The sequence below is a fragment of the Bacillus sp. SW14 genome, assembly GCF_047608225.1.
GTDB lineage: Bacteria > Bacillota > Bacilli > Bacillales > Bacillaceae > Bacillus > Bacillus subtilis_G.
Window position 1 is genome coordinate 1,135,170 of the sequence record NZ_JBLKRW010000001.1, and the last position, 19,831, is coordinate 1,155,000.

General features: G+C 43.8%; 17 protein-coding genes, 1 tRNA gene, 2 rRNA genes and 2 riboswitches (1 of these 22 running past the window's edge). Of the genes, 14 read left to right on the forward strand and 6 right to left on the reverse strand.

Annotation, left to right across the window (positions count from 1 at the left end; genetic code table 11):
* Positions 1 to 149: 149 nt before the first annotated feature.
* The 6 genes from ACMX2I_RS05745 to ACMX2I_RS05770 all read left to right on the forward strand — a co-directional run bounded on the left by ACMX2I_RS05745 (position 150) and on the right by ACMX2I_RS05770 (position 5,730).
* Entirely contained in the window at positions 150 to 1,316 is a 1,167-nt protein-coding gene (locus tag ACMX2I_RS05745) for an AI-2E family transporter (protein WP_087993359.1), read from the forward strand.
* Between the two features lie 91 nt (positions 1,317 to 1,407).
* Complete coding sequence (locus tag ACMX2I_RS05750; protein ID WP_087993358.1) at positions 1,408 to 2,238, forward strand: undecaprenyl-diphosphate phosphatase; 831 nt, start codon at positions 1,408 to 1,410, stop codon at positions 2,236 to 2,238.
* A 106-nt stretch (positions 2,239 to 2,344) separates the two neighbouring features.
* Positions 2,345 to 2,417, forward strand: a tRNA-Ala gene (locus tag ACMX2I_RS05755).
* A 412-nt stretch (positions 2,418 to 2,829) separates the two neighbouring features.
* Complete coding sequence (locus ACMX2I_RS05760; protein WP_414956431.1) at positions 2,830 to 4,365, forward strand: MFS transporter; 1,536 nt, start codon at positions 2,830 to 2,832, stop codon at positions 4,363 to 4,365.
* A gap of 145 nt (positions 4,366 to 4,510) precedes the next feature.
* Positions 4,511 to 5,359 (forward strand): glucosaminidase domain-containing protein, encoded by an 849-nt coding sequence (locus ACMX2I_RS05765; RefSeq protein WP_414956432.1) that lies wholly within the window; start codon positions 4,511 to 4,513, stop codon positions 5,357 to 5,359.
* A 107-nt stretch (positions 5,360 to 5,466) separates the two neighbouring features.
* A complete protein-coding gene (locus ACMX2I_RS05770) occupies positions 5,467 to 5,730 on the forward strand; it encodes a YiaA/YiaB family inner membrane protein (RefSeq protein ID WP_087993356.1) in 264 nt (87 codons plus the stop codon).
* A 35-nt stretch (positions 5,731 to 5,765) separates the two neighbouring features.
* Here ACMX2I_RS05770 and ACMX2I_RS05775 read toward each other — a convergent pair whose 3' ends face one another.
* The 4 genes from ACMX2I_RS05775 to cudC all read right to left on the reverse strand — a co-directional run bounded on the left by ACMX2I_RS05775 (position 5,766) and on the right by cudC (position 9,443).
* On the reverse strand, positions 5,766 to 7,103 hold the full coding sequence (locus tag ACMX2I_RS05775; RefSeq protein ID WP_414956433.1) for a TrkH family potassium uptake protein: 1,338 nt from the start codon (positions 7,101 to 7,103) through the stop codon (positions 5,766 to 5,768).
* A 6-nt stretch (positions 7,104 to 7,109) separates the two neighbouring features.
* The gene (ktrA, locus tag ACMX2I_RS05780) at positions 7,110 to 7,778 is read right to left on the reverse strand and encodes a potassium uptake protein KtrA (RefSeq protein WP_087993354.1); all 669 of its coding nucleotides are present in this window, start codon (positions 7,776 to 7,778) and stop codon (positions 7,110 to 7,112) included.
* Positions 7,779 to 7,851: 73 nt separating this feature from the next.
* A riboswitch (cyclic di-AMP (ydaO/yuaA leader) is annotated at positions 7,852 to 8,000 on the reverse strand.
* Positions 8,001 to 8,148: 148 nt separating this feature from the next.
* A complete protein-coding gene (gene bslA / locus ACMX2I_RS05785; protein WP_289347955.1) occupies positions 8,149 to 8,694 on the reverse strand; it encodes a biofilm surface layer hydrophobin BslA in 546 nt (181 codons plus the stop codon).
* A 206-nt stretch (positions 8,695 to 8,900) separates the two neighbouring features.
* Positions 8,901 to 9,443 (reverse strand): choline uptake/conversion transcriptional regulator CudC, encoded by a 543-nt coding sequence (gene cudC / locus ACMX2I_RS05790; protein ID WP_289347954.1) that lies wholly within the window; start codon positions 9,441 to 9,443, stop codon positions 8,901 to 8,903.
* Between the two features lie 198 nt (positions 9,444 to 9,641).
* Between cudC and betB the strand changes: the two genes are divergently transcribed.
* The 3 genes from betB (at position 9,642) to ACMX2I_RS05805 (ending at position 13,005) form a co-directional block, all read left to right on the forward strand.
* Positions 9,642 to 11,114: a betaine-aldehyde dehydrogenase gene (gene betB, locus ACMX2I_RS05795; protein ID WP_414956434.1), complete on the forward strand. Its 1,473-nt coding sequence runs from the start codon at positions 9,642 to 9,644 to the stop codon at positions 11,112 to 11,114.
* 15 nt (positions 11,115 to 11,129) lie between these two features.
* Positions 11,130 to 12,338, forward strand: a complete 1,209-nt coding sequence (gene gbsB / locus ACMX2I_RS05800) for a choline dehydrogenase (RefSeq protein ID WP_414956435.1) — start codon at positions 11,130 to 11,132, stop codon at positions 12,336 to 12,338.
* Positions 12,339 to 12,426: 88 nt separating this feature from the next.
* Entirely contained in the window at positions 12,427 to 13,005 is a 579-nt protein-coding gene (locus tag ACMX2I_RS05805) for an MOSC domain-containing protein (protein ID WP_414958300.1), read from the forward strand.
* Positions 13,006 to 13,009: 4 nt separating this feature from the next.
* Here ACMX2I_RS05805 and ACMX2I_RS05810 read toward each other — a convergent pair whose 3' ends face one another.
* A complete protein-coding gene (locus ACMX2I_RS05810) occupies positions 13,010 to 13,498 on the reverse strand; it encodes a DinB family protein (protein WP_414956436.1) in 489 nt (162 codons plus the stop codon).
* Positions 13,499 to 13,667: 169 nt separating this feature from the next.
* Here ACMX2I_RS05810 and ACMX2I_RS05815 point away from each other — a divergent pair, with 169 nt between their 5' ends.
* Genes ACMX2I_RS05815 through ACMX2I_RS05825 form a run of 3 tightly spaced genes read left to right on the forward strand, consistent with a single transcriptional unit; the run spans position 13,668 to position 16,286 of the window.
* A complete protein-coding gene (locus tag ACMX2I_RS05815; protein WP_414956437.1) occupies positions 13,668 to 14,192 on the forward strand; it encodes a hypothetical protein in 525 nt (174 codons plus the stop codon).
* Between the two features lie 18 nt (positions 14,193 to 14,210).
* Positions 14,211 to 15,743 (forward strand): flotillin lipid rafts scaffold protein FloT, encoded by a 1,533-nt coding sequence (floT, locus tag ACMX2I_RS05820; RefSeq protein ID WP_289347951.1) that lies wholly within the window; start codon positions 14,211 to 14,213, stop codon positions 15,741 to 15,743.
* 21 nt (positions 15,744 to 15,764) lie between these two features.
* Complete coding sequence (locus ACMX2I_RS05825) at positions 15,765 to 16,286, forward strand: GNAT family N-acetyltransferase (protein ID WP_414956438.1); 522 nt, start codon at positions 15,765 to 15,767, stop codon at positions 16,284 to 16,286.
* A gap of 40 nt (positions 16,287 to 16,326) precedes the next feature.
* Here the strand turns inward: ACMX2I_RS05825 and thiT are convergent, their stop codons facing one another.
* The gene (gene thiT, locus ACMX2I_RS05830) at positions 16,327 to 16,905 is read right to left on the reverse strand and encodes an energy-coupled thiamine transporter ThiT (protein ID WP_414956439.1); all 579 of its coding nucleotides are present in this window, start codon (positions 16,903 to 16,905) and stop codon (positions 16,327 to 16,329) included.
* Positions 16,906 to 17,005: 100 nt separating this feature from the next.
* Positions 17,006 to 17,107: riboswitch (TPP riboswitch) on the reverse strand.
* 466 nt (positions 17,108 to 17,573) lie between these two features.
* On the opposite strand from thiT, the gene ACMX2I_RS05835 reads away from it, so the two are divergent.
* Positions 17,574 to 19,123, forward strand: a 16S ribosomal RNA gene (locus tag ACMX2I_RS05835).
* Between the two features lie 233 nt (positions 19,124 to 19,356).
* Positions 19,357 to 19,831, forward strand: a 23S ribosomal RNA gene (locus ACMX2I_RS05840) (it continues 2,453 nt past the right edge of the window).
* The 16S and 23S rRNA genes sit together here, the layout of an rRNA operon.

The window sequence follows — 19,831 nt, forward strand, 5'->3', positions numbered from 1 at the left end:
CTTTTGCATGATATAGCTAAATTATAGCTCAAAAAGGAGAAAAGCACATGATAGAACAAACCACATGCCAGCGATTAACGGTTTTTATTTTTCATTATAGGAACGATAGTGTACAATTTAATTAAACTATGTATGACGGAGGAACGATAGTGGAGATGTTGCAAACATGGAGCGGCAGATTTAAACAATTCTTCTTGGACAATAAGTTTGTTTTATTTTTGCTTGTGCTGCTGCTGATTGGTTTAAATATTCTCGTTTTTACAAAAACATCATTTATTTTCACCCCGATTATAGTTCTTCTCAAAACAATTTCACTGCCGATTATTTTAACAGGGATTGTTTTTTATCTGTTAAACCCAATCGTTGATTTCCTTGAGAGAAGAAGAGTAAGAAGAATCTATACGATTTTCCTGTTATATCTACTGATTATCGGACTGATCACGATCACGATCGTGTCCATCATCCCCTTTTTAAAAGAACAAATTATGAGTTTGATTGACAATATCCCGAGATATGTGGATATCGTTGAAAGTCAGACGAAACAGCTGATCGGCAGCAACTTCGTCAATCAGGCCCAGCAAACGATGAACATCAATATATCTGATCTTGCAACAAAGATTTCAGATCAGGCGGCTACGATTGTGAACAGTACTTTCACCGGTGTTGGGAATTTTATCGGTGCTCTGACTGAGGTTATTATTTCGATTGTCACGGTTCCGTTTATTCTTTTCTATTTATTAAAAGATGGAAAGAAGTTGCCGGTCTATATACTGAAGTTTGTGCCGACACGATTAAAAGAACAGACATACACAGTCTTAAGCGAAATGAATCATCGGTTAAGCTCTTATATCAGAGGCCAGATCATTGTTAGCTTCTGTATCGGGTTTTTGCTGTTTATCGGTTATTTGATTATCGGGCTGGATTATGCTTCATTGCTTGCCATCATTGCGGCTTGTACAAGCATCGTTCCGTATTTAGGGCCGACGATTGCCATTACGCCAGCGATTATCATCGCCATAGTGACATCACCGCTCATGCTGCTTAAGCTGGTGATCGTATGGACAATTGTTCAGCTGATCGAAGGGAAGCTGATCTCTCCGCAAATTATGGGGAAAAACCTTCACATCCACCCCATTACGATTATTTTTCTGCTGTTAACAGCCGGCAAGCTGTTTGGTGTGGTTGGAATCATTCTTGCCATTCCGGGCTATGCAGTTGCTAAAGTCATTACGACACATTTATTTGACTGGTTTAAAATGCGGTCACATTTATACGACGAAGAAAAAAATGAAAATACGTCAGGGCATAAAGTGTGATTTTCGTTTATAGTTATATAAGACGGGCTTTCCATTTATGGAAAGCTCCCGTTATGTAAAAAAATAAATGTCTAATGGGGAGAATCAAATCATGACTCTATGGGAATTGTTTGTAGCTGCCATTTTAGGGATCGTAGAAGGGTTAACAGAGTACGCGCCGGTTTCTTCGACAGGACATATGATCATAGTAGACGATATCTGGCTTAAATCAAGCAATCTGATGTCAGAAGAAGCTGCCAACTCATTTAAAGTGGTGATTCAGCTTGGTTCTATTTTAGCAGTGGCCATCGTGTTTAAAGACCGGATTTTGAATTTGCTCGGCCTGAAAAAGAATATTACCAGCGACCAGAAGCAGGGACATAAATTAAGCATTGCACAAATTGCAGTCGGACTTGTGCCTGCAGCTGTTCTCGGCTTTTTGTTCGAGGATTACATTGATGAATATTTATTTTCTGTTCAAACTGTAGCCGTGGGTTTAATCGCCGGGGCAGTCCTGATGCTTTTTGCTGATTGGGTGAATAAACGGAAAGTTGCAACAGACACTCTCGACCGCATTTCCTATAAGCAGGCGATAGGAGTCGGCTTATTCCAATGTCTTGCCCTGTGGCCGGGTTTCTCGCGTTCCGGTTCAACCATTTCCGGAGGCGTTATTCTTGGATTGAACCATCGCGCGGCAGCCGACTTTACGTTTATTATGGCGATGCCGATCATGATGGGAGCAAGCTTTTTAAGCCTTGTGAAGCACTGGGACAGTTTAAGCTCGGATCTGTTGCCGTTTTTCATCGTCGGCTTTATCTGCGCCTTTGTTGTCGCGCTGTTTGTCGTCCGTTTCTTCTTAAAACTGATTAACAAAATCAAACTCGTCCCCTTTGCAATCTACCGAATCATCCTCGGTGTGATTTTACTTTTAATCATGATGTAAACCCAAAAATAAGGCTCTTCCGGAGCCTTATTTTTTCTGTCATTTCAAGAGGGAACAGCTTGTTTTTCAAAAAAAAATCATCTATAATAAATATGACGTTACATACGGGGCCATAGCTCAGCTGGGAGAGCGCTACACTGGCAGTGTAGAGGTCAGGGGTTCGAGCCCCCTTGGCTCCATACCTTTACACCCTTATTCTATAAGGGTTTTTTGTTTGCCAGGAAAAGGTTCGTTCGCTGAACTTTTGAAAAACATGTCAAGAAAGGATTTTCTGAGCAGCTTGTAAGGTGATGTTTACATTCGCTTGAGAAAGCAAGCGGATACTCATAAGTGAAATTCAATTCAAGCTCTCTTGACTATAAATCATGATATCAGTGAAAAGCTGTTCAGTCTTTTGTTTTATACTAGAAGTTGCGCCATTGACAAAACATAGTTGTTTTGAAATAATGTTTGATTATATGCTCATTTATTCACATAAGAACGGAATATCATTTCCTCTGATAGGAAGCTAATGGCCTTGAACATCTATTAGCTTCTTTTGTTTTTAAAACAAAATGTGTTACATATGGATTGATAGGAAGGAATGACAACATGAAGACAAAACGATATTGGGTGATTTCTTTGCTCGCTGTTTTAGCGGTCGGTCCGGGATTAATGTCTAACACGGCATTGTCGTCAGTTCAAGGCCTTGTTCAGAAGACGGTAGGGACAAGTGATTTCACATCGGTGAATCCAATATTGATCGGCAATATGGCCTTTGCATTATTTGTGCCGGCGGGTCCGCTGCTGAGGAAAAAATTCGGCGCCCGTCCGATCTATCTCGCTTCATTACCCGTTTTTATACTTGGCTCGTTGCTCTTCGCGCTTTCAAGCGATATTGCATGGATGGCGGCAGGGCGCTTTTTACAAGGAGCGGCAACAGGTGTCATGCTGATGATCATGATTCCAATGCTTGTTTTGTCATTTCCGATTGACCGCAGGAACTATGCCCTGCTTGTGCTGATCGGCGGATTTTATGGCTCTGTTATTATCGGCACGATCCTGGGAACGATTGCAACAAGTTTCGAACACTGGAGATGGCTGTTTTACATCTTTGGCGCGCTGGCACTGATCGGTGTCGCGGTGAGCTATTTCTTTCTTCACGATGAACATCATGGATCGGCAGAACAAGAACAGCCGGTCGATGGTGCAGGGATCATTTTATCTGTGGGTCTTGCCGCTGCCTCAGCGGTTACATTCATTTTTCTGCAAAAATGGGGGCTTTCATCAGGTTATGTATGGATTGGTTTTGGAGTTGCGCTATGCTTGCTCCTTGTTCTATTGATTGTGGAATATAAAGTGAAAAACCCCTTCATTTCTATTAAACTGATGCTGCTGCCAAAACCGGTGCTCGGCTTATTGATCATAGCTGCGGGGACGATAACGGTAGCTGTCAGCCTTTCTGCTTTTCAAGGCATGCTCCGTCAAATGTATGATATTTCTCAGGGGCAACTCATTCTTTTAAACTTGACTCTTTTAATCGGAGTGGCGATCGCCGCCATTTTAAGCGCTCTGTTTTATGATAAAGTCGGACCCGGGATGCTCGGTATTATAGGCGCTCTCCTTCTCGTGGTGGTGAATTTTCAATGGCTGCATATGCAAGGTCAATCGTCTCTTTATATGTTTGCCGTTCTGTTTATCATGCTTGCCGCCGGAACGGGACTGACGGTCGCTGCAGGGCTGATGGGAGCTGCGATGGGCGGCCCGCTGCCTGATTTGGTCAAGAGAATGACAGCTGTTCAGTTTTTAAGATTGTTTGTTTATATGGGAGTTCCAATCCTCATCGGCTCTTTTACGAAAAAAGATGCTGCCAGACAAAGCGGTTCAATGCAGGATTCTATGATGACTGCTTATCATGATCTCTTTTTTATTTCTTTTGTCCTGAGCGTGCTGCTCGTTTGCCTGTCATTCTGTATGAACGCCACAGGTATGGGCCACAAGCTGGCTCATAAACCGCATGATAACGCGAAGACGGCTCCGGAAAAACCGGCCGTTTCAGATCATCGAGTGCCGTATGTTGCTGCTAAATCACATAAAGTGATACATGATACAGAATATCGAGCTATACTTAAAAATTTACAAAAATAGAACCTTTTCTAGTGAAAAGGTTTTTTGTTTGCAATCTTTTCCCAACTTTCTCCCTGAAGAATTGAAAAATATTAGAAGTCAAAGTAAAATTCTAAAAGGTAGATTCTTTTACATTCGTAATCTTTTAACTCGAAGGAAGGTATTCATGGCCCGTAAAAAATTGAAAAAACGCAGACTCTTGATTACACTATTTTTCATTGTATCGATTCCGTTAGCCTTTTTTGTTTTAGCCACAACTTTATCAAAGCCGATTGAAACAGCCAAAGAACCTGAAGAAATTGATGAACAGCAAGTATTTATTGACAGCCTGTCCGGGCATGCGCAAATTTTGTATGAGAAATATCATGTCCTCCCCAGCATCACGATCGCTCAGGCCATTCTCGAATCTGACTGGGGAAACAGCGAGCTTGCTGCTCAGGCCAACAACCTTTTTGGCGTAAAAGGAAATTATAAAGGCCATCACGTTACAATGGAAACGGATGAATTTGAAAAAGAGGAAAGAAAAACCATTCGCGCAAAGTTTCGCAAATACAGCACGTTTTTTGAATCTATGGATGACCATGCCCAATTGTTTGTCCGCGGCACATCATGGAATAAAAAGAAGTATAAACCGGTGCTTGATGCTGAAGATTATAAGGAAGCGGCAACCGCCTTGCAAACAGCAGGATATGCTACAGATCCTGATTACGCTGACAAACTCAGCTCTATTGTGGAAAAATATGATTTAGATGCGTACGATGAGGTCAACCCATCTTTGAAATCTGTGGATTTCATCGGCTCTATTAAAGACAGTGCAGTTCAAGACGTATGGTCCAAGCCTTCTACTGATGATAGGTCCATAAGACTTACCTCTGCCCAATCTTATATCGGAAAGGACATAAAGGTAGTATCTAAAAAGCAGAAGGGCCAGTCCGTATGGTACCAATTTCAAATCAATGATAAGCTCATCGGCTGGATTGACGATTCAGCTGTTGAAATAAAGGAAGCAACCTAAGCTGTTTTTACTGGTATTTTTATTTCTATGTTCCATTCAGGGGAATTTGAGGTATAATATTCCACGGAAGTTATCACTTATTGACTATGTTTTCAGGAGGAACAAAGATGCAGAAATATAGACGGAGAAACACGGTTGCTTTTACAGTATTAGCTTATTTCACTTTTTTTGCGGGAGTATTTTTGTTTAGTGTCGGACTCTATAATGCTGATAATCTGGAACTCAATGAAAAAGGCTATTATATTGCCGTAATGATACTTGTAGCGGTCGGTGCGATTCTTACACAAAAAGTGACCCGTGATAACGCGGAAGATAACGAAATCATCGCGGAGCAGGAAAAAAGACACAATCAATCTCATATCGAATCATAAAAAAATCCGGCGCCTGCACGCCGGATTTTTTGCTATCACCCCGTAAACACCTCACCATCAGGATAACGAATATTTGATTTCTCTGTTTTCGCGAATGAAAACACGAACGTCAGAGGACCAATTCTTCCGATAAACATGATGACAATAATGATACATTTTCCCGCTTCTGTGAGTTCGGGAGTCAATCCCATTGATAGACCGACAGTTCCGAATGCTGAAAAGGTTTCAAACACAATTTGGATAAACGGTGCTTGTTCTGTGATCGTCAGGGCGAAAATTCCTAAAAACACAATGAATAAGCTGGTGACGCTCACAGCTAGAGCTTTAATGATAATCGGGTATTTGATGGAGCGGCGGAAAATAACCGTCTCTTTTTTCCCTCGCAAATAAGCAATTACAGACATCAAAATCACGATGAACGTAGTCAGCTTAATGCCGCTCGCCGTTGAAGCGCTGCCTGCTCCGATAAACATCAATAATAACGTAAATACAATCGTTCCTTCTCTCATGTTTCCAAAATCGAGGGAATTGAAGCCTGCGGTTCTCGGCGTCACAGCCTGAAAATAGGAAGCCCACAGTTTATCTCCTATATGCAGGTGGCCGAGCGTGCCGGGGTTGCTATACTCTAAAGTGAAAATCACCAGCATAGCAACTGCATTCAGAATCAATGTACCAGTAAGCATGAGCTTCGTATGTAAGGAAAAGGCTTTAAATCGCCGATTTTTCATGATGTCAAAGAGAACTGTAAATCCGATCCCTCCTGTGATAAATAAAAAAGTAATCACAATGTTAATTGTAGGATCGCCAACGAAGCCCATCAAATTATCCGGCCACAACGAAAACCCGGCATTGTTAAAAGCGGATATTGCGTGAAACAGACTGGCAAACAAGCCGAATGCCCAGCCATACTGGGGCACAAACCGGATGGATAAGATAAGGGCTGCTATCAGCTCAATACTGATCGAAAACAGGAACAGAACCTTGACAAGACCTACGACACCGCCGATTGTCGGCTGATTTAAGGCTTCCCGAACCAGCATTCGTTCTTTTAATCCGATTTTCTTTCCTAATATCATGACGATCAAAACAGCAAAAGTCATAAACCCAAGACCGCCGATCTGAATCAGCCCCATGATGACAGTTTGCCCGAAAAGTGTAAATTCTGTACCGGTATCGACAACTGCAAGCCCTGTTACAGTTGTCGCGGAAGCTGCAGTAAAAAGGGCATCGATCCATGACAATGGCTTCGCTGCGGAAATCGGGAGCATTAACAGCACACTCCCGATGATAATGGTTAGAAAAAAACCAATTGCAAGCACTTGAGGCGGTGTGAAACGAACCCATTTGATCACTTTATCCTTTTGAAGTGTCACCTTTGTCTACATCCCTTCGTTTTCAAAACGTCTAATATCCTTTTTGTGCCCCATGATCACCAGGCAATCTTGTTCGTGAATGATGTCTCCGGGTGCTGGAGAAAGCCGGATATCTCCATGGTGTTTAATGGCAAGGATGGTACAGCCGTACTTCGCTCTTACATTCAGATCAGTAATTGATTTTGAATTAAGCTTGCGTGTTGCCAGCAGCTCGACAATACTGTACTCATCAGATAAATCAATGTAATTTAAAACGTTCTCATCAGAAAGGCTTTGTGCGATCTTGACGCCCATGTCCTTTTCAGGGTGAATGATACGGTCAGCGCCTATTTTTTCAAGCACCTTATGGTGATAATGGTTTTGAGCTTTGACCCAAATATTCGGGATGTCAAATTCCTTTAATAATAAGGTGGTCAGGGTACTTGCTTGAATATTCGCTCCGATTGCAACAACCACATATTCAAAATTGCGTATTCCTAACGATAGCAATTCGTTTTCTTCAGTGGCGTTGGCAATCACCGCATGAGTTGCGTAAGAAGCGTATGCATTTACCTTTTCTTCGTTGATATCAATTGCAAGGACCTCATGCCCCATTCGGTGCAGCTCTTTGCAAATGCTTCCGCCAAACCGGCCCAGCCCGATCACGGCAAATTGCTTATTTTTTATTTTTCCCAATGTTCATAACTCCCTTAGTAAAATTAACGTTTTTGAAGCAAAAAAGACCATCTCGAAGAATGGTCGTTAATAGACCTCCTCTCTGGATACGCCTACGAGGTTAGCTGTCGGATTAGGGATTCAGAGTACCCCCTCTTACTAAGTAAGATTCACCCCTAGGCTGTGAATAAAACAGCCAATCGTTGGTTCCCCCGTTCGTGTTTGATTAAGCGGTAAAAGAGACTTCTATGAAATTGAACACTCAAGAATTTACTCCTGTTTCTAGAGTTTGTCAATTTAAATTTTTATCAAGAAAAAAGATAATTGGAAATAGAGGGTAAAGGGGAGGTCAAAACACAAAAAAAGACCGGCGTTAACCGGTCTTTCATGTTTAGTTGCAGCCGCATGGCTGAGTCGGAGGAGTGCTGCGCTTAGCAACGTCAATGCTGGCTTCTGCATAAAACTTATTTCCGATGCTCAATGATTTATTCTCCGCACGGAAAGTATATGTACCAGCGGCAGGAAGAGTTTTGTTATTCAGTTTTAATTTGAATTCGCCAGCTCCTAACAAATCAAGTGCCAGAGGGATTCTAACTGTTTTCCCGTTATTAAGGATCTGTGTTTCACGCAACGCACGCCCGTTCATTGTGTCTTTTGTATTTGCAGTAAATCCGCTTGGCAATGTAAATTCCATAACGCCAAGGCTGAGAAGCGTATTTGGACGGTATGTCAATTCGATATCGGAGAAAGACCATTCCGTTTTGCTGGTCCCTGTGATTGTTGCAAACAATGAAGCTGTTGACTGTGTTTTCATAGTAGACTCAGTATGAGCGGAAGTTGATTTAGATTCAGCCGCGAAAGAAGCTGTAGGTGCAGAAACGAGTAAACCGAGACTTAATGCACCAATTGCTAAAGAAGATAATAATTTACGTTTCATAATAAAATTCCCCCTTAAAAGTTATAAAATATACAGGCCTGCCCGCTTTTCACCTCCACTGAGTGGCCAAATACAAATTTTACCTACATAAAATTAACATCAAATATTTTGGAAGTAAATGGGGTGTTTTTCCCGTATTTTTCAAATTTGTAGTAATTACATACAAACGAACAGAAAAACGCCCGGTTTCCCAGGCGTTTTCTTCTTTACTTTCTTTCGATTGGTATAAACTTAAAAATTTCCCCGCTCTGCACCGATTCAGAAAGCCGTTCCAGCCAATCATAGTAGGCTCTAGAGCTTTCCAGCTGCTCGTAAAGCTGCATCGCTTCATTTTTGAGGTCTTCATTCAGGCCTTCCTTGTTTAAAACCTCTTGTAAATCAGCCTGGGCTTCCTCTATCGCTGCTACATTTACTTGAACTTCCCGCTCCCATTTAGGCGGAAAGAAATTCGTGAAAAATTTGAAAAAATCTTTTTCAGCTACAAATGTATGCTTGCGGATGCCCCGGTGAAAAGTTTTTTTCACCACATTTAAGTCCTGAAGTTTTTTGACACCTGTGCTCATGCTTGGCTTGCTCATTTGCAATTCCTCACGCATTTCGTCAAGCGTCATCTCATCCCGCATATACATCGTCCCATATAAAATCCCGACACTGCGGGTAATTCCGTAAAGATCCATCGTTTCAGCAATGGAGTCGATAACAAGATCCCGAGCCTGTTCTATAACTGCAAATTCTGGATTTTCATCCATACTGACCCTCTTTTCCCTTAGAGAATTAAATTCGTTAAGTTATTTCTTTATGTTCTTTATCTTAACGAAACATAAAGAAAAGTCAAAAAGAAAAATCAAAATGGGGCTTTGACAGTTTAAAAACCGTATGTTAGATTAAGGTTGTTAAAAACATTAAATTTTTATTTAACAAACTTTACTTACGTCAAGGAGGCTTATATGAGTCAAACATTATACATTGACGGTGAATGGATCAGCGCCGAAAAAGAGCAGATCCGCAACATTATCAACCCATTTAATCAAGAAGAAATTGCAACCGTAAGCGAGGGAGGGCGAGAGGACGCCATCAAGGCGATCGAAGCCGCGCGAAGAGCCTTTGACAAAGGAGAATGGTCATCTCTATCCGGGCTTGAACGCGGGAAAATTGTTCTGAAAATTGCGAAATTAATTAGACGTGATCTTGATGAGCTGGCTGAACTTGAATCTCTTGATACGGGAAAAACACTCGAAGAAAGTAAGGCCGATATGGACGATATCGCCAATGTATTTCAATATTACGCCGGATTGGCAGACAAAGATGGCGGAGAGATCATTTCTTCTCCGATCCCTGATTCAGAAAGCAAAATCATCAGAGAGCCAATCGGGGTTTGCGGCCAGATTACTCCATGGAATTATCCGCTCCTGCAAGCGAGCTGGAAAATCGCGCCTGCACTGGCTGCAGGAAATACGATCGTCATGAAGCCGAGTGAGATCACGCCGCTAACGACAATCAAAGTGTTCAAGCTGATGGAAGAAGCGGGTGTTCCAAAAGGTGTCGCAAATCTCGTCCTTGGACCGGGAGCAACAGTGGGCGACGAGCTTGCCGCAAACAAAGACGTCGATTTGGTTTCATTTACAGGGGGAATCGAAACAGGCAAAAAAATCATGCGGGCGGCAAGCGGAAACGTCAAAAAAATCGCGCTTGAATTGGGCGGGAAAAATCCAAATATCGTTTTCAAGGACGCAGATTTAGAAGTTGCGGTCGATCAGGCATTAAACGCTGTATTTTTCCATGCCGGCCAAGTATGCTCCGCCGGTTCCCGCTTGCTTGTTGAAGATGCTATTTACGATCAATTTTTAGCAGAGCTTGTCAAACGGGCAAAACGCATAAAACTCGGAAATGGTTTTGACGCAGAGACAGAAAGCGGTCCGCTTATTTCTGCAGAGCACAGGGCAAAGGTAGAAAAATATGTAGAGATCGGAATAGAAGAAGGCGCGAAGCTCGAGACAGGCGGCAAACGTCCGGAAGACCCTGCGCTGCAAAACGGATTTTTCTATGAACCTACTATTTTCTCAAACTGTAAATCGGATATGAGAATAGTTCAGGAAGAGGTATTCGGTCCTGTATTGACAGTCGAAACCTTCAGCTCGGAAGATGAGGTAATCGCGCTTGCGAATGATACCATCTATGGCTTGGCCGGAGCGGTATGGTCTAAAGATATTGAAAAGTGTGAACGCGTAGCAGCCCGCTTGAGAATGGGAACGGTTTGGATTAACGATTTCCATCCGTATTTTGCGCAGGCGCCATGGGGCGGCTATAAGCAGTCCGGATTCGGACGCGAGCTTGGAAAAATAGGCCTTGAAGAATATACAGAAGTCAAACATGTGTATCGCAATACAAAACCGGCAGCGGTTAATTGGTTCAATTCATAAGAGGGAGAGATTATAATGACATTAAATATGAAAGTAGAAAGCATGCACAAATTCCACACCTTTGAAATTCCGACTGTGATTAAGCACGGAATCGGAGCCGTCAAGCATACGGGAGAAGAAATAGCTGCGCTGGGCGTTTCGAAAGCACTCCTTGTCACAGACCCTGGGATTTATAAAGCCGGCGTCGTTGACCCTGTAATCGAATCACTAAAAGGAGCGGGCATTGAAGTTGTGCTCTTTAATAAAGTAGAGCCAAACCCGCCTGTCCGTCTTGTGAATGAAGGGTCTGAGCTATACAAAAAAGAGAACTGTAATGGTTTAGTGGCAGTCGGAGGCGGAAGCTCCATGGACACAGCGAAAGCAATTGGAGTAGAAGCAACACACGAAGGAAGCGTACTTGATTATGAAGCGGCAGATGGAAAAAAACCGCTGGAAAACCGGATCCCTCCGCTGACAACCATTCCGACAACAGCCGGAACAGGTTCAGAAGTAACCCAATGGGCTGTTATCACGGATGAAGAAAGAGAATTCAAGTTCAACACGGGCGGTCCGCTGATCGCAGCGCACCTGACCATCATTGATCCTGAGCTTCATATTTCAATGCCTCCGCATGTAACAGCCATGACGGGAATTGATGCGCTTGCTCATGCCATTGAGTGCTATACAATGAAATTTGCTCAGCCAATCACGGATGCAGTTGCCTTAATGGCGATTGAATATGCCGCTCATTACATTAAAAGAGCATTTGCTGACGGAGAGGATCTGGAAGCAAGATACGGAATGGCGCAGGCTGCGATGCTTGCCGGTCTTTCTTACGGCAGTGAATCAGCGGGCGCGGCTCATGCGATGAGCCAAACGCTTGGCGGCATTATTCCGGTCGCTCACGGTCAATGTGTGGCTGCGATGATGGGTCCTGTCATGGAATACAACTGGAAGGGCTATCCTGAGAAATTTGCACGTATTGCAACAGCGTTCGGTATTGATACTAGCAATATGACAACAGAAGAAGCTGCGAAAGCATCTGTCAATTGGATGTATGACCTGGTCGGAGACTTAGAAGTACCGACTTTAGAAGAGCAGGGAGTATCGCCTGATATGATCGAACGCTTGTCAAAAGAAGCGATGAAAGATCCGCAAACCTTCGGAAACCCTAGAGACTTAAATGAAAAAGCATACAATTGGATCTACAAGCGCTGTTTTAACCTTACACCTAAAACTGTATAATCAGATGTCCCGCTCCTTTACAGAGCGGGATTTTTTTGGATAATGAAACATAAATGGACATGTTAGAGAAGAAGGAAGGTGCCGAATGATGTGGAAGCGTATGACTGCAAAAACAGAAGGCTTGTATATCGCAGATACAGAAAGTTTCGTAACAAAGCGAATGGACAAGCTCGATATTGATTATGGCGGCATCCCCGGTGACTTGCATTTTGGACTGACCAAAAAAGCGGGAGCCAGAGAACCAATGTTTTCAAGGGGGACCGAAATTTTTAACCGCAGACAAATTTCAATTGTTTCAATAGAGGAATGTGATGAGTTGGCTTTAAAAATGGGAGTGTCGAGTATTTTGCCGGAATGGCTCGGGGCGAATATCGCAGTCAGCGGAATACACGATTTCACTTCATTAAAAGAAGGGAGCCGGCTCATTTTTCCAAGCGGTGCCGCTTTGCTATGTGAGGGAGAAAATGATCCGTGTATCCAGCCGGGTGAAGTCATTCAGTCTTATTATCAGGAAAAACCGAAGCTGGCGCCGGCTTTCGTCCGCCACGCATTGGGCATAAGAGGGATTGTCTGTATTGTTGAGAGACCGGGCGCTGTTTACGCAGGCGATGAAATAAAAGTTTATTCCTATCATAGAAAAGTCAAACGAAAAGCAGAAAGGGTCTGAATAATCAGGCCCTTCCCACCTTTTCTTTAATTTCTGTAATCTGGCTGAGATGCCGTTTTTCGTGGTGGCCGATAAAATCGATCCACTGTCTGACAGTCAGCTCCTGAAACACAGGATGCGGAAGCACTCTCTCAAAATCTTCTTCTTTTAGCGAGGCAATTGCAGCTGTCAGCTGTTCTCTCACCACGTCAAGCTCGCGTTTCATTTGGCTGCCTGAAATAAAATCATGCTCAGGCTCTAGGTGACTCGGAGCTTTCCGCTTATTGTTTCTGTCCTGTGCCACCTCAAGCGTTTTTTCTTCAACTTCTTTAACAGGAGCTTCCTTTACACGCTCCTTCAGCATTTGTTGTGCGGCCATATCGATTTTTTTCAAATGATCAAGAACTTCCCTTATACTCCATTCTTCAGTAGAAGGCTTTTGATTCAGCTTTTCGTCAGAAAGTCCTTTTACCTCGTTCCACGTCTCTAATCTTGCTTCATTAAAGATACTCATCATATCTCCTCCTAAAATGACATTACCATATATATAAGCAATTATCATTTATAAAGCACTTCGAAAAGGGTGTTTTATCTAAAAATTTCGAAACCTTTTTTCGTTATGTCTCGTATAAATGGTAACGGCAGCCGTTCACCAATGCATTGATGAAGAAAGGATGAGGAATTTGGAGTTGTTTGGCGTACCTATACAAACGATTTATCTTTATACGCTTATTATTGCGGGCAGTCTTACGCTATTATTTTTATTTTTCGGAGATGTATTTGCAGGACTGTCAGAAGGCATTCCGTTTCTTAATCCAACATTGGTGCTCGCGTTTTTCACATGTTTTTCAGCAGCCGGGTATATAGGCGAGCTCATATTGCCCCTGTCCAGCCTGTTGACCGCTCTTTTCTCTTGCATCCTTTCGCTCATCCTGGTGATATTGCTTCACATTTTTGTTCTGGTACCATTATCATCCGCAGAGGAATCATTGGCTTATAAAGAAGATGATCTAAGAGGGAGAATCGGTAAAGTGATTACAGCTGTTCCTGTTGACGGGTTTGGTGAAGTGGTCATTGAAGGGATAGGCGGCACCATCTCGAAGTCAGCGGTCAGCTTTGAGAATCAGCAGATCAGTTACGGAACAACGGTTTTGGTCGTAGATATCAACAACGGAGTTCTTTCGGTTACTCCGCATGAATTTATTTAAAACAAGGAGGAATGTGAAATGACTATGCCGATCATTATTGTCATCGGAGTTGTATTCTTTTTATTAATTGCACTGTTAGCCGTTTTTATCACAAAGTATCGTACGGCAGGGCCTGACGAAGCGTTAATCGTAACGGGGAGCTATCTTGGTAATAAAAATGTTCATGTTGATGAAGGGGGCAACCGTCTTAAAATCGTCCGCGGCGGAGGAACCTTTGTCCTTCCCGTCTTCCAGCAGGCAGAGCCGCTGAGCCTATTATCAAGCAAACTTGATGTTTCTACACCTGAAGTCTATACAGAACAAGGAGTACCTGTAATGGCTGATGGAACTGCGATTATTAAAATAGGCGGTTCTATAGGGGAAATCGCTACAGCGGCCGAACAATTTTTAGGAAAATCAAAAGATGACCGGGAGCAGGAAGCGCGTGAGGTTTTAGAAGGCCATCTTCGTTCCATTCTCGGCTCAATGACAGTCGAAGAAATTTATAAAAACAGAGAAAAATTCTCTCAAGAGGTGCAGCGTGTCGCTTCACAGGATCTCGCAAAAATGGGGCTTGTGATTGTCTCCTTTACCATTAAAGATGTACGTGATAAAAACGGTTATCTTGAATCATTAGGGAAACCGAGAATTGCTCAAGTAAAACGTGATGCTGATATCGCAACAGCAGAGGCTGATAAAGAAACCCGGATTAAGCGGGCGGAAGCCGATAAAGATGCGAAAAAATCAGAACTTGAACGGGCGACGGAAATCGCTGAAGCTGAAAAAACCAATCAGCTCAAAATGGCTGAATACCGCAGAGAACAAGATACGGCAAAAGCGAATGCCGATCAGGCATATGATTTAGAGACTGCCAGAGCGCGCAAGCAAGTCACAGAGCAGGAAATGCAGGTTAAAATTATCGAACGTCAAAAACAAATAGAACTAGAAGAAAAAGAAATTCTTCGCCGTGAACGCCAATACGATTCAGAGGTAAAGAAAAAAGCCGATGCAGACCGTTATTCTGTCGAGCAGTCCGCAGCAGCTGAGAAAGCCAAGCAGCTCGCGGAAGCCGATGCCAAGAAGTATAGTATAGAAGCAATGGCGAAGGCAGAGGCGGAAAAAGTCAGAATTGACGGACTTGCAAAAGCAGAAGCTGAAAAAGCGAAAGGGGAAACAGAGGCTGAGGTTATCCGTCTAAAAGGTCTTGCAGAAGCGGAAGCAAAAGAGAAAATTGCCGCTGCCTTTGAACAGTACGGCCAGGCTGCGATTTTCGATATGATCGTAAAAATGCTTCCGGAATACGCGAAACAAGCAGCGGCACCTCTTTCAAATATTGATAAAATCACTGTTGTTGATACAGGGGGAAGCGGTGAATCAAGCGGCGCCAACAAAGTAACCAGCTATGCGACAAACTTAATGTCAAGCCTTCAAGAAAGCTTAAAAGCATCATCGGGAATTGACGTGAAAGAAATGATTGAGAACTTTTCAGGAAAAGGAAACGTAAAACAAAGCATAAACGAATTAACAAATGAAATAAAAGAAGCAAAAGAAGTCCAAACACGAGAAGAATGACTAAGGAAAGGATAGAACCAGATGGTAACTGTACGAGAAGCAAGGTTAGAAGATATAAAGGACATTGCAAAAGTGCATGTCGACAGTTGGAGGACAACATATCGCGGAATTGTCCCGGCTGAATACTTAAACAGTCTGAACTACAAGGAATTTGAAGACAAATGGAAAAGCCGTTCGTTAAAGGGGTTATTTGTGGCTCAGGATGAAAAAGATTCAATATTCGGCTTTGCTTCATTTGGTCCTATTCGCTCTGAACAAGAAGGCTATGACAGCGAGCTATATGCTATTTACCTTTTAGAAAAGTATCAGCGGCAAGGTGCAGGCAGGGCACTCTTAGCAAAAGGAGCAGAGTTTTTGCTTCATCAGGGCTTTTCGAGCATGTTTGTTTGGGTAATTGAGCAAAACCCCTCGATTACATTTTATCAGTCCTATTCGCCTGAAAGAGAAGCGGAGGACAACTTTGAAATTGCCGGAGAAAGACTGAAAGAAATAGGTTTTGGCTGGCCGGATCTTTCTGCTTTGAAAACGATTCTTAACAGGTGAAAAAAACACCCCCCAGCGGAATCCGCTGGGGGGTGTCACGTTAAGCTTTGTCAGTTTTGAGCAAACGCGGTGCTGTCATAAATAACAAACAAAGGACAATTGCACAGATGATGAATGAAGGAACCATATAAGTTGCATTATAAGTTAAAGAATAAATCCATACCGGCGTTCCTTTTGGAGCATAGCTGCCGAAAAACACAGCCCCTGAAACGACATGCGCGGCATAGCGCAGGAAACTGCCGATAAAAACTGCGCTGACAACTGAAACAATCAATTTCCCTTTTGTTTTTGCTGCAGCTGCTTTGCGGACAGTATAAGCGAAACAGCCGCTTATTCCAATTGCTGTGAACGCGATAATATAATCTAGGAAAAGCTGTATAGGATGTTGTGCGAATAAGTTTCCGATCGCTATCTGAACTAGACCTGTCAGCAGACCGGTAGTAAGGCCTGCTTTAACACCCCACCGAAACGAAATCAAAAAGATCGGTATCATCATGATGGAGACCGAGCCACCTTGAGGCATTCTAAGAAACATTCCTGAGACGATGTCTAAAATAACAGCAGCCGCAGTCATAATTGCAATTTCAATAAGGCGAACCAGTTGCTTAGATTGATTCATAAAAATCCCCTTCCATCGATAGACAACCCAAAAGGACAACAAAAAAGCAGCACGCGGAAGGATGAGAAAAGTTCCACGCACTGCTTTACGATCTGCAATTCATTTGACTTTGCCACATCCCTACGCCAGCGTTAACTAACAGGTTCAAAGGGTCAGAACGAAACCGCTCACTCTCAGCTTTAATGCTCCCCTTGTGGTCATCAATATTTAATTCGTTTCTACTATACAAGAAAAAGAAAAAAACAACAAGATCATTCTACTGATGTAGATGTTCTTTTAATATAGTTATATGATAAATACACGATAGATGACATGAGGAGGATTATAGTTTATTTATTTTATAGAATTTTTTTCGTGAAAACTATTGCAATAAATAAATACAGGTGTTATATTATTAAACGTCGCTGCTGAACAGCGGACAAAACAAGAAGCTTCAAAACAATTTGAAAAAAGTTGTTGACAATGAAGAAGTGGAATGTTATATTAGTAAAGCTGCTTCGTTGAGAGGCAACGGATGATCTTTGAAAACTAAACAAGACAAAACGTGCCTGTTAATTCATTTTTTATAAATCGCACAGCGATGTGCGTAGTCAGTCAAACTAGGCCTGCACGACGCAGGTCACACAGGTGTCACCGCATCCTGCGGTGAACTTAACCTGTGATCCATTTTATCGGAGAGTTTGATCCTGGCTCAGGACGAACGCTGGCGGCGTGCCTAATACATGCAAGTCGAGCGGACAGATGGGAGCTTGCTCCCTGATGTTAGCGGCGGACGGGTGAGTAACACGTGGGTAACCTGCCTGTAAGACTGGGATAACTCCGGGAAACCGGGGCTAATACCGGATGCTTGTTTGAACCGCATGGTTCAAACATAAAAGGTGGCTTCGGCTACCACTTACAGATGGACCCGCGGCGCATTAGCTAGTTGGTGAGGTAACGGCTCACCAAGGCAACGATGCGTAGCCGACCTGAGAGGGTGATCGGCCACACTGGGACTGAGACACGGCCCAGACTCCTACGGGAGGCAGCAGTAGGGAATCTTCCGCAATGGACGAAAGTCTGACGGAGCAACGCCGCGTGAGTGATGAAGGTTTTCGGATCGTAAAGCTCTGTTGTTAGGGAAGAACAAGTACCGTTCGAATAGGGCGGTACCTTGACGGTACCTAACCAGAAAGCCACGGCTAACTACGTGCCAGCAGCCGCGGTAATACGTAGGTGGCAAGCGTTGTCCGGAATTATTGGGCGTAAAGGGCTCGCAGGCGGTTTCTTAAGTCTGATGTGAAAGCCCCCGGCTCAACCGGGGAGGGTCATTGGAAACTGGGGAACTTGAGTGCAGAAGAGGAGAGTGGAATTCCACGTGTAGCGGTGAAATGCGTAGAGATGTGGAGGAACACCAGTGGCGAAGGCGACTCTCTGGTCTGTAACTGACGCTGAGGAGCGAAAGCGTGGGGAGCGAACAGGATTAGATACCCTGGTAGTCCACGCCGTAAACGATGAGTGCTAAGTGTTAGGGGGTTTCCGCCCCTTAGTGCTGCAGCTAACGCATTAAGCACTCCGCCTGGGGAGTACGGTCGCAAGACTGAAACTCAAAGGAATTGACGGGGGCCCGCACAAGCGGTGGAGCATGTGGTTTAATTCGAAGCAACGCGAAGAACCTTACCAGGTCTTGACATCCTCTGACAATCCTAGAGATAGGACGTCCCCTTCGGGGGCAGAGTGACAGGTGGTGCATGGTTGTCGTCAGCTCGTGTCGTGAGATGTTGGGTTAAGTCCCGCAACGAGCGCAACCCTTGATCTTAGTTGCCAGCATTCAGTTGGGCACTCTAAGGTGACTGCCGGTGACAAACCGGAGGAAGGTGGGGATGACGTCAAATCATCATGCCCCTTATGACCTGGGCTACACACGTGCTACAATGGACAGAACAAAGGGCAGCGAAACCGCGAGGTTAAGCCAATCCCACAAATCTGTTCTCAGTTCGGATCGCAGTCTGCAACTCGACTGCGTGAAGCTGGAATCGCTAGTAATCGCGGATCAGCATGCCGCGGTGAATACGTTCCCGGGCCTTGTACACACCGCCCGTCACACCACGAGAGTTTGTAACACCCGAAGTCGGTGAGGTAACCTTTTAGGAGCCAGCCGCCGAAGGTGGGACAGATGATTGGGGTGAAGTCGTAACAAGGTAGCCGTATCGGAAGGTGCGGCTGGATCACCTCCTTTCTAAGGATATATTACGGAATATAAGACCTTGGGTCTTATAAACAGAACGTTCCCTGTCTTGTTTAGTTTTGAAGGATCATTCCTTCAAAAACATAGGAACACCTGCTAAATGCGCCACATCTGTGGGAACGCATGTGTTAGCATGTCCTATACGTTGTTCTTTGAAAACTAGATAACAGTAGACATCACATTCAATTAGTAATACAAGATATCACATAGTGATTCTTTTTAACGGTTAAGTTAGAAAGGGCGCACGGTGGATGCCTTGGCACTAGGAGCCGATGAAGGACGGGACGAACACCGATATGCTTCGGGGAGCTGTAAGCAAGCTTTGATCCGGAGATTTCCGAATGGGGAAACCCACCACTCGTAATGGAGTGGTATCCATATCTGAATTCATAGGATATGAGAAGGCAGACCCGGGGAACTGAAACATCTAAGTACCCGGAGGAAGAGAAAGCAAATGCGATTCCCTGAGTAGCGGCGAGCGAAACGGGATTAGCCCAAACCAAGAGGCTTGCCTCTTGGGGTTGTAGGACACTCTGTACGGAGTTACAAAAGAACGAGGTAGATGAAGAGGTCTGGAAAGGCCCGCCATAGAAGGTAACAGCCCTGTAGTCAAAACTTCGTTCTCTCCTGAGTGGATCCTGAGTACGGCGGAACACGTGAAATTCCGTCGGAATCCGGGAGGACCATCTCCCAAGGCTA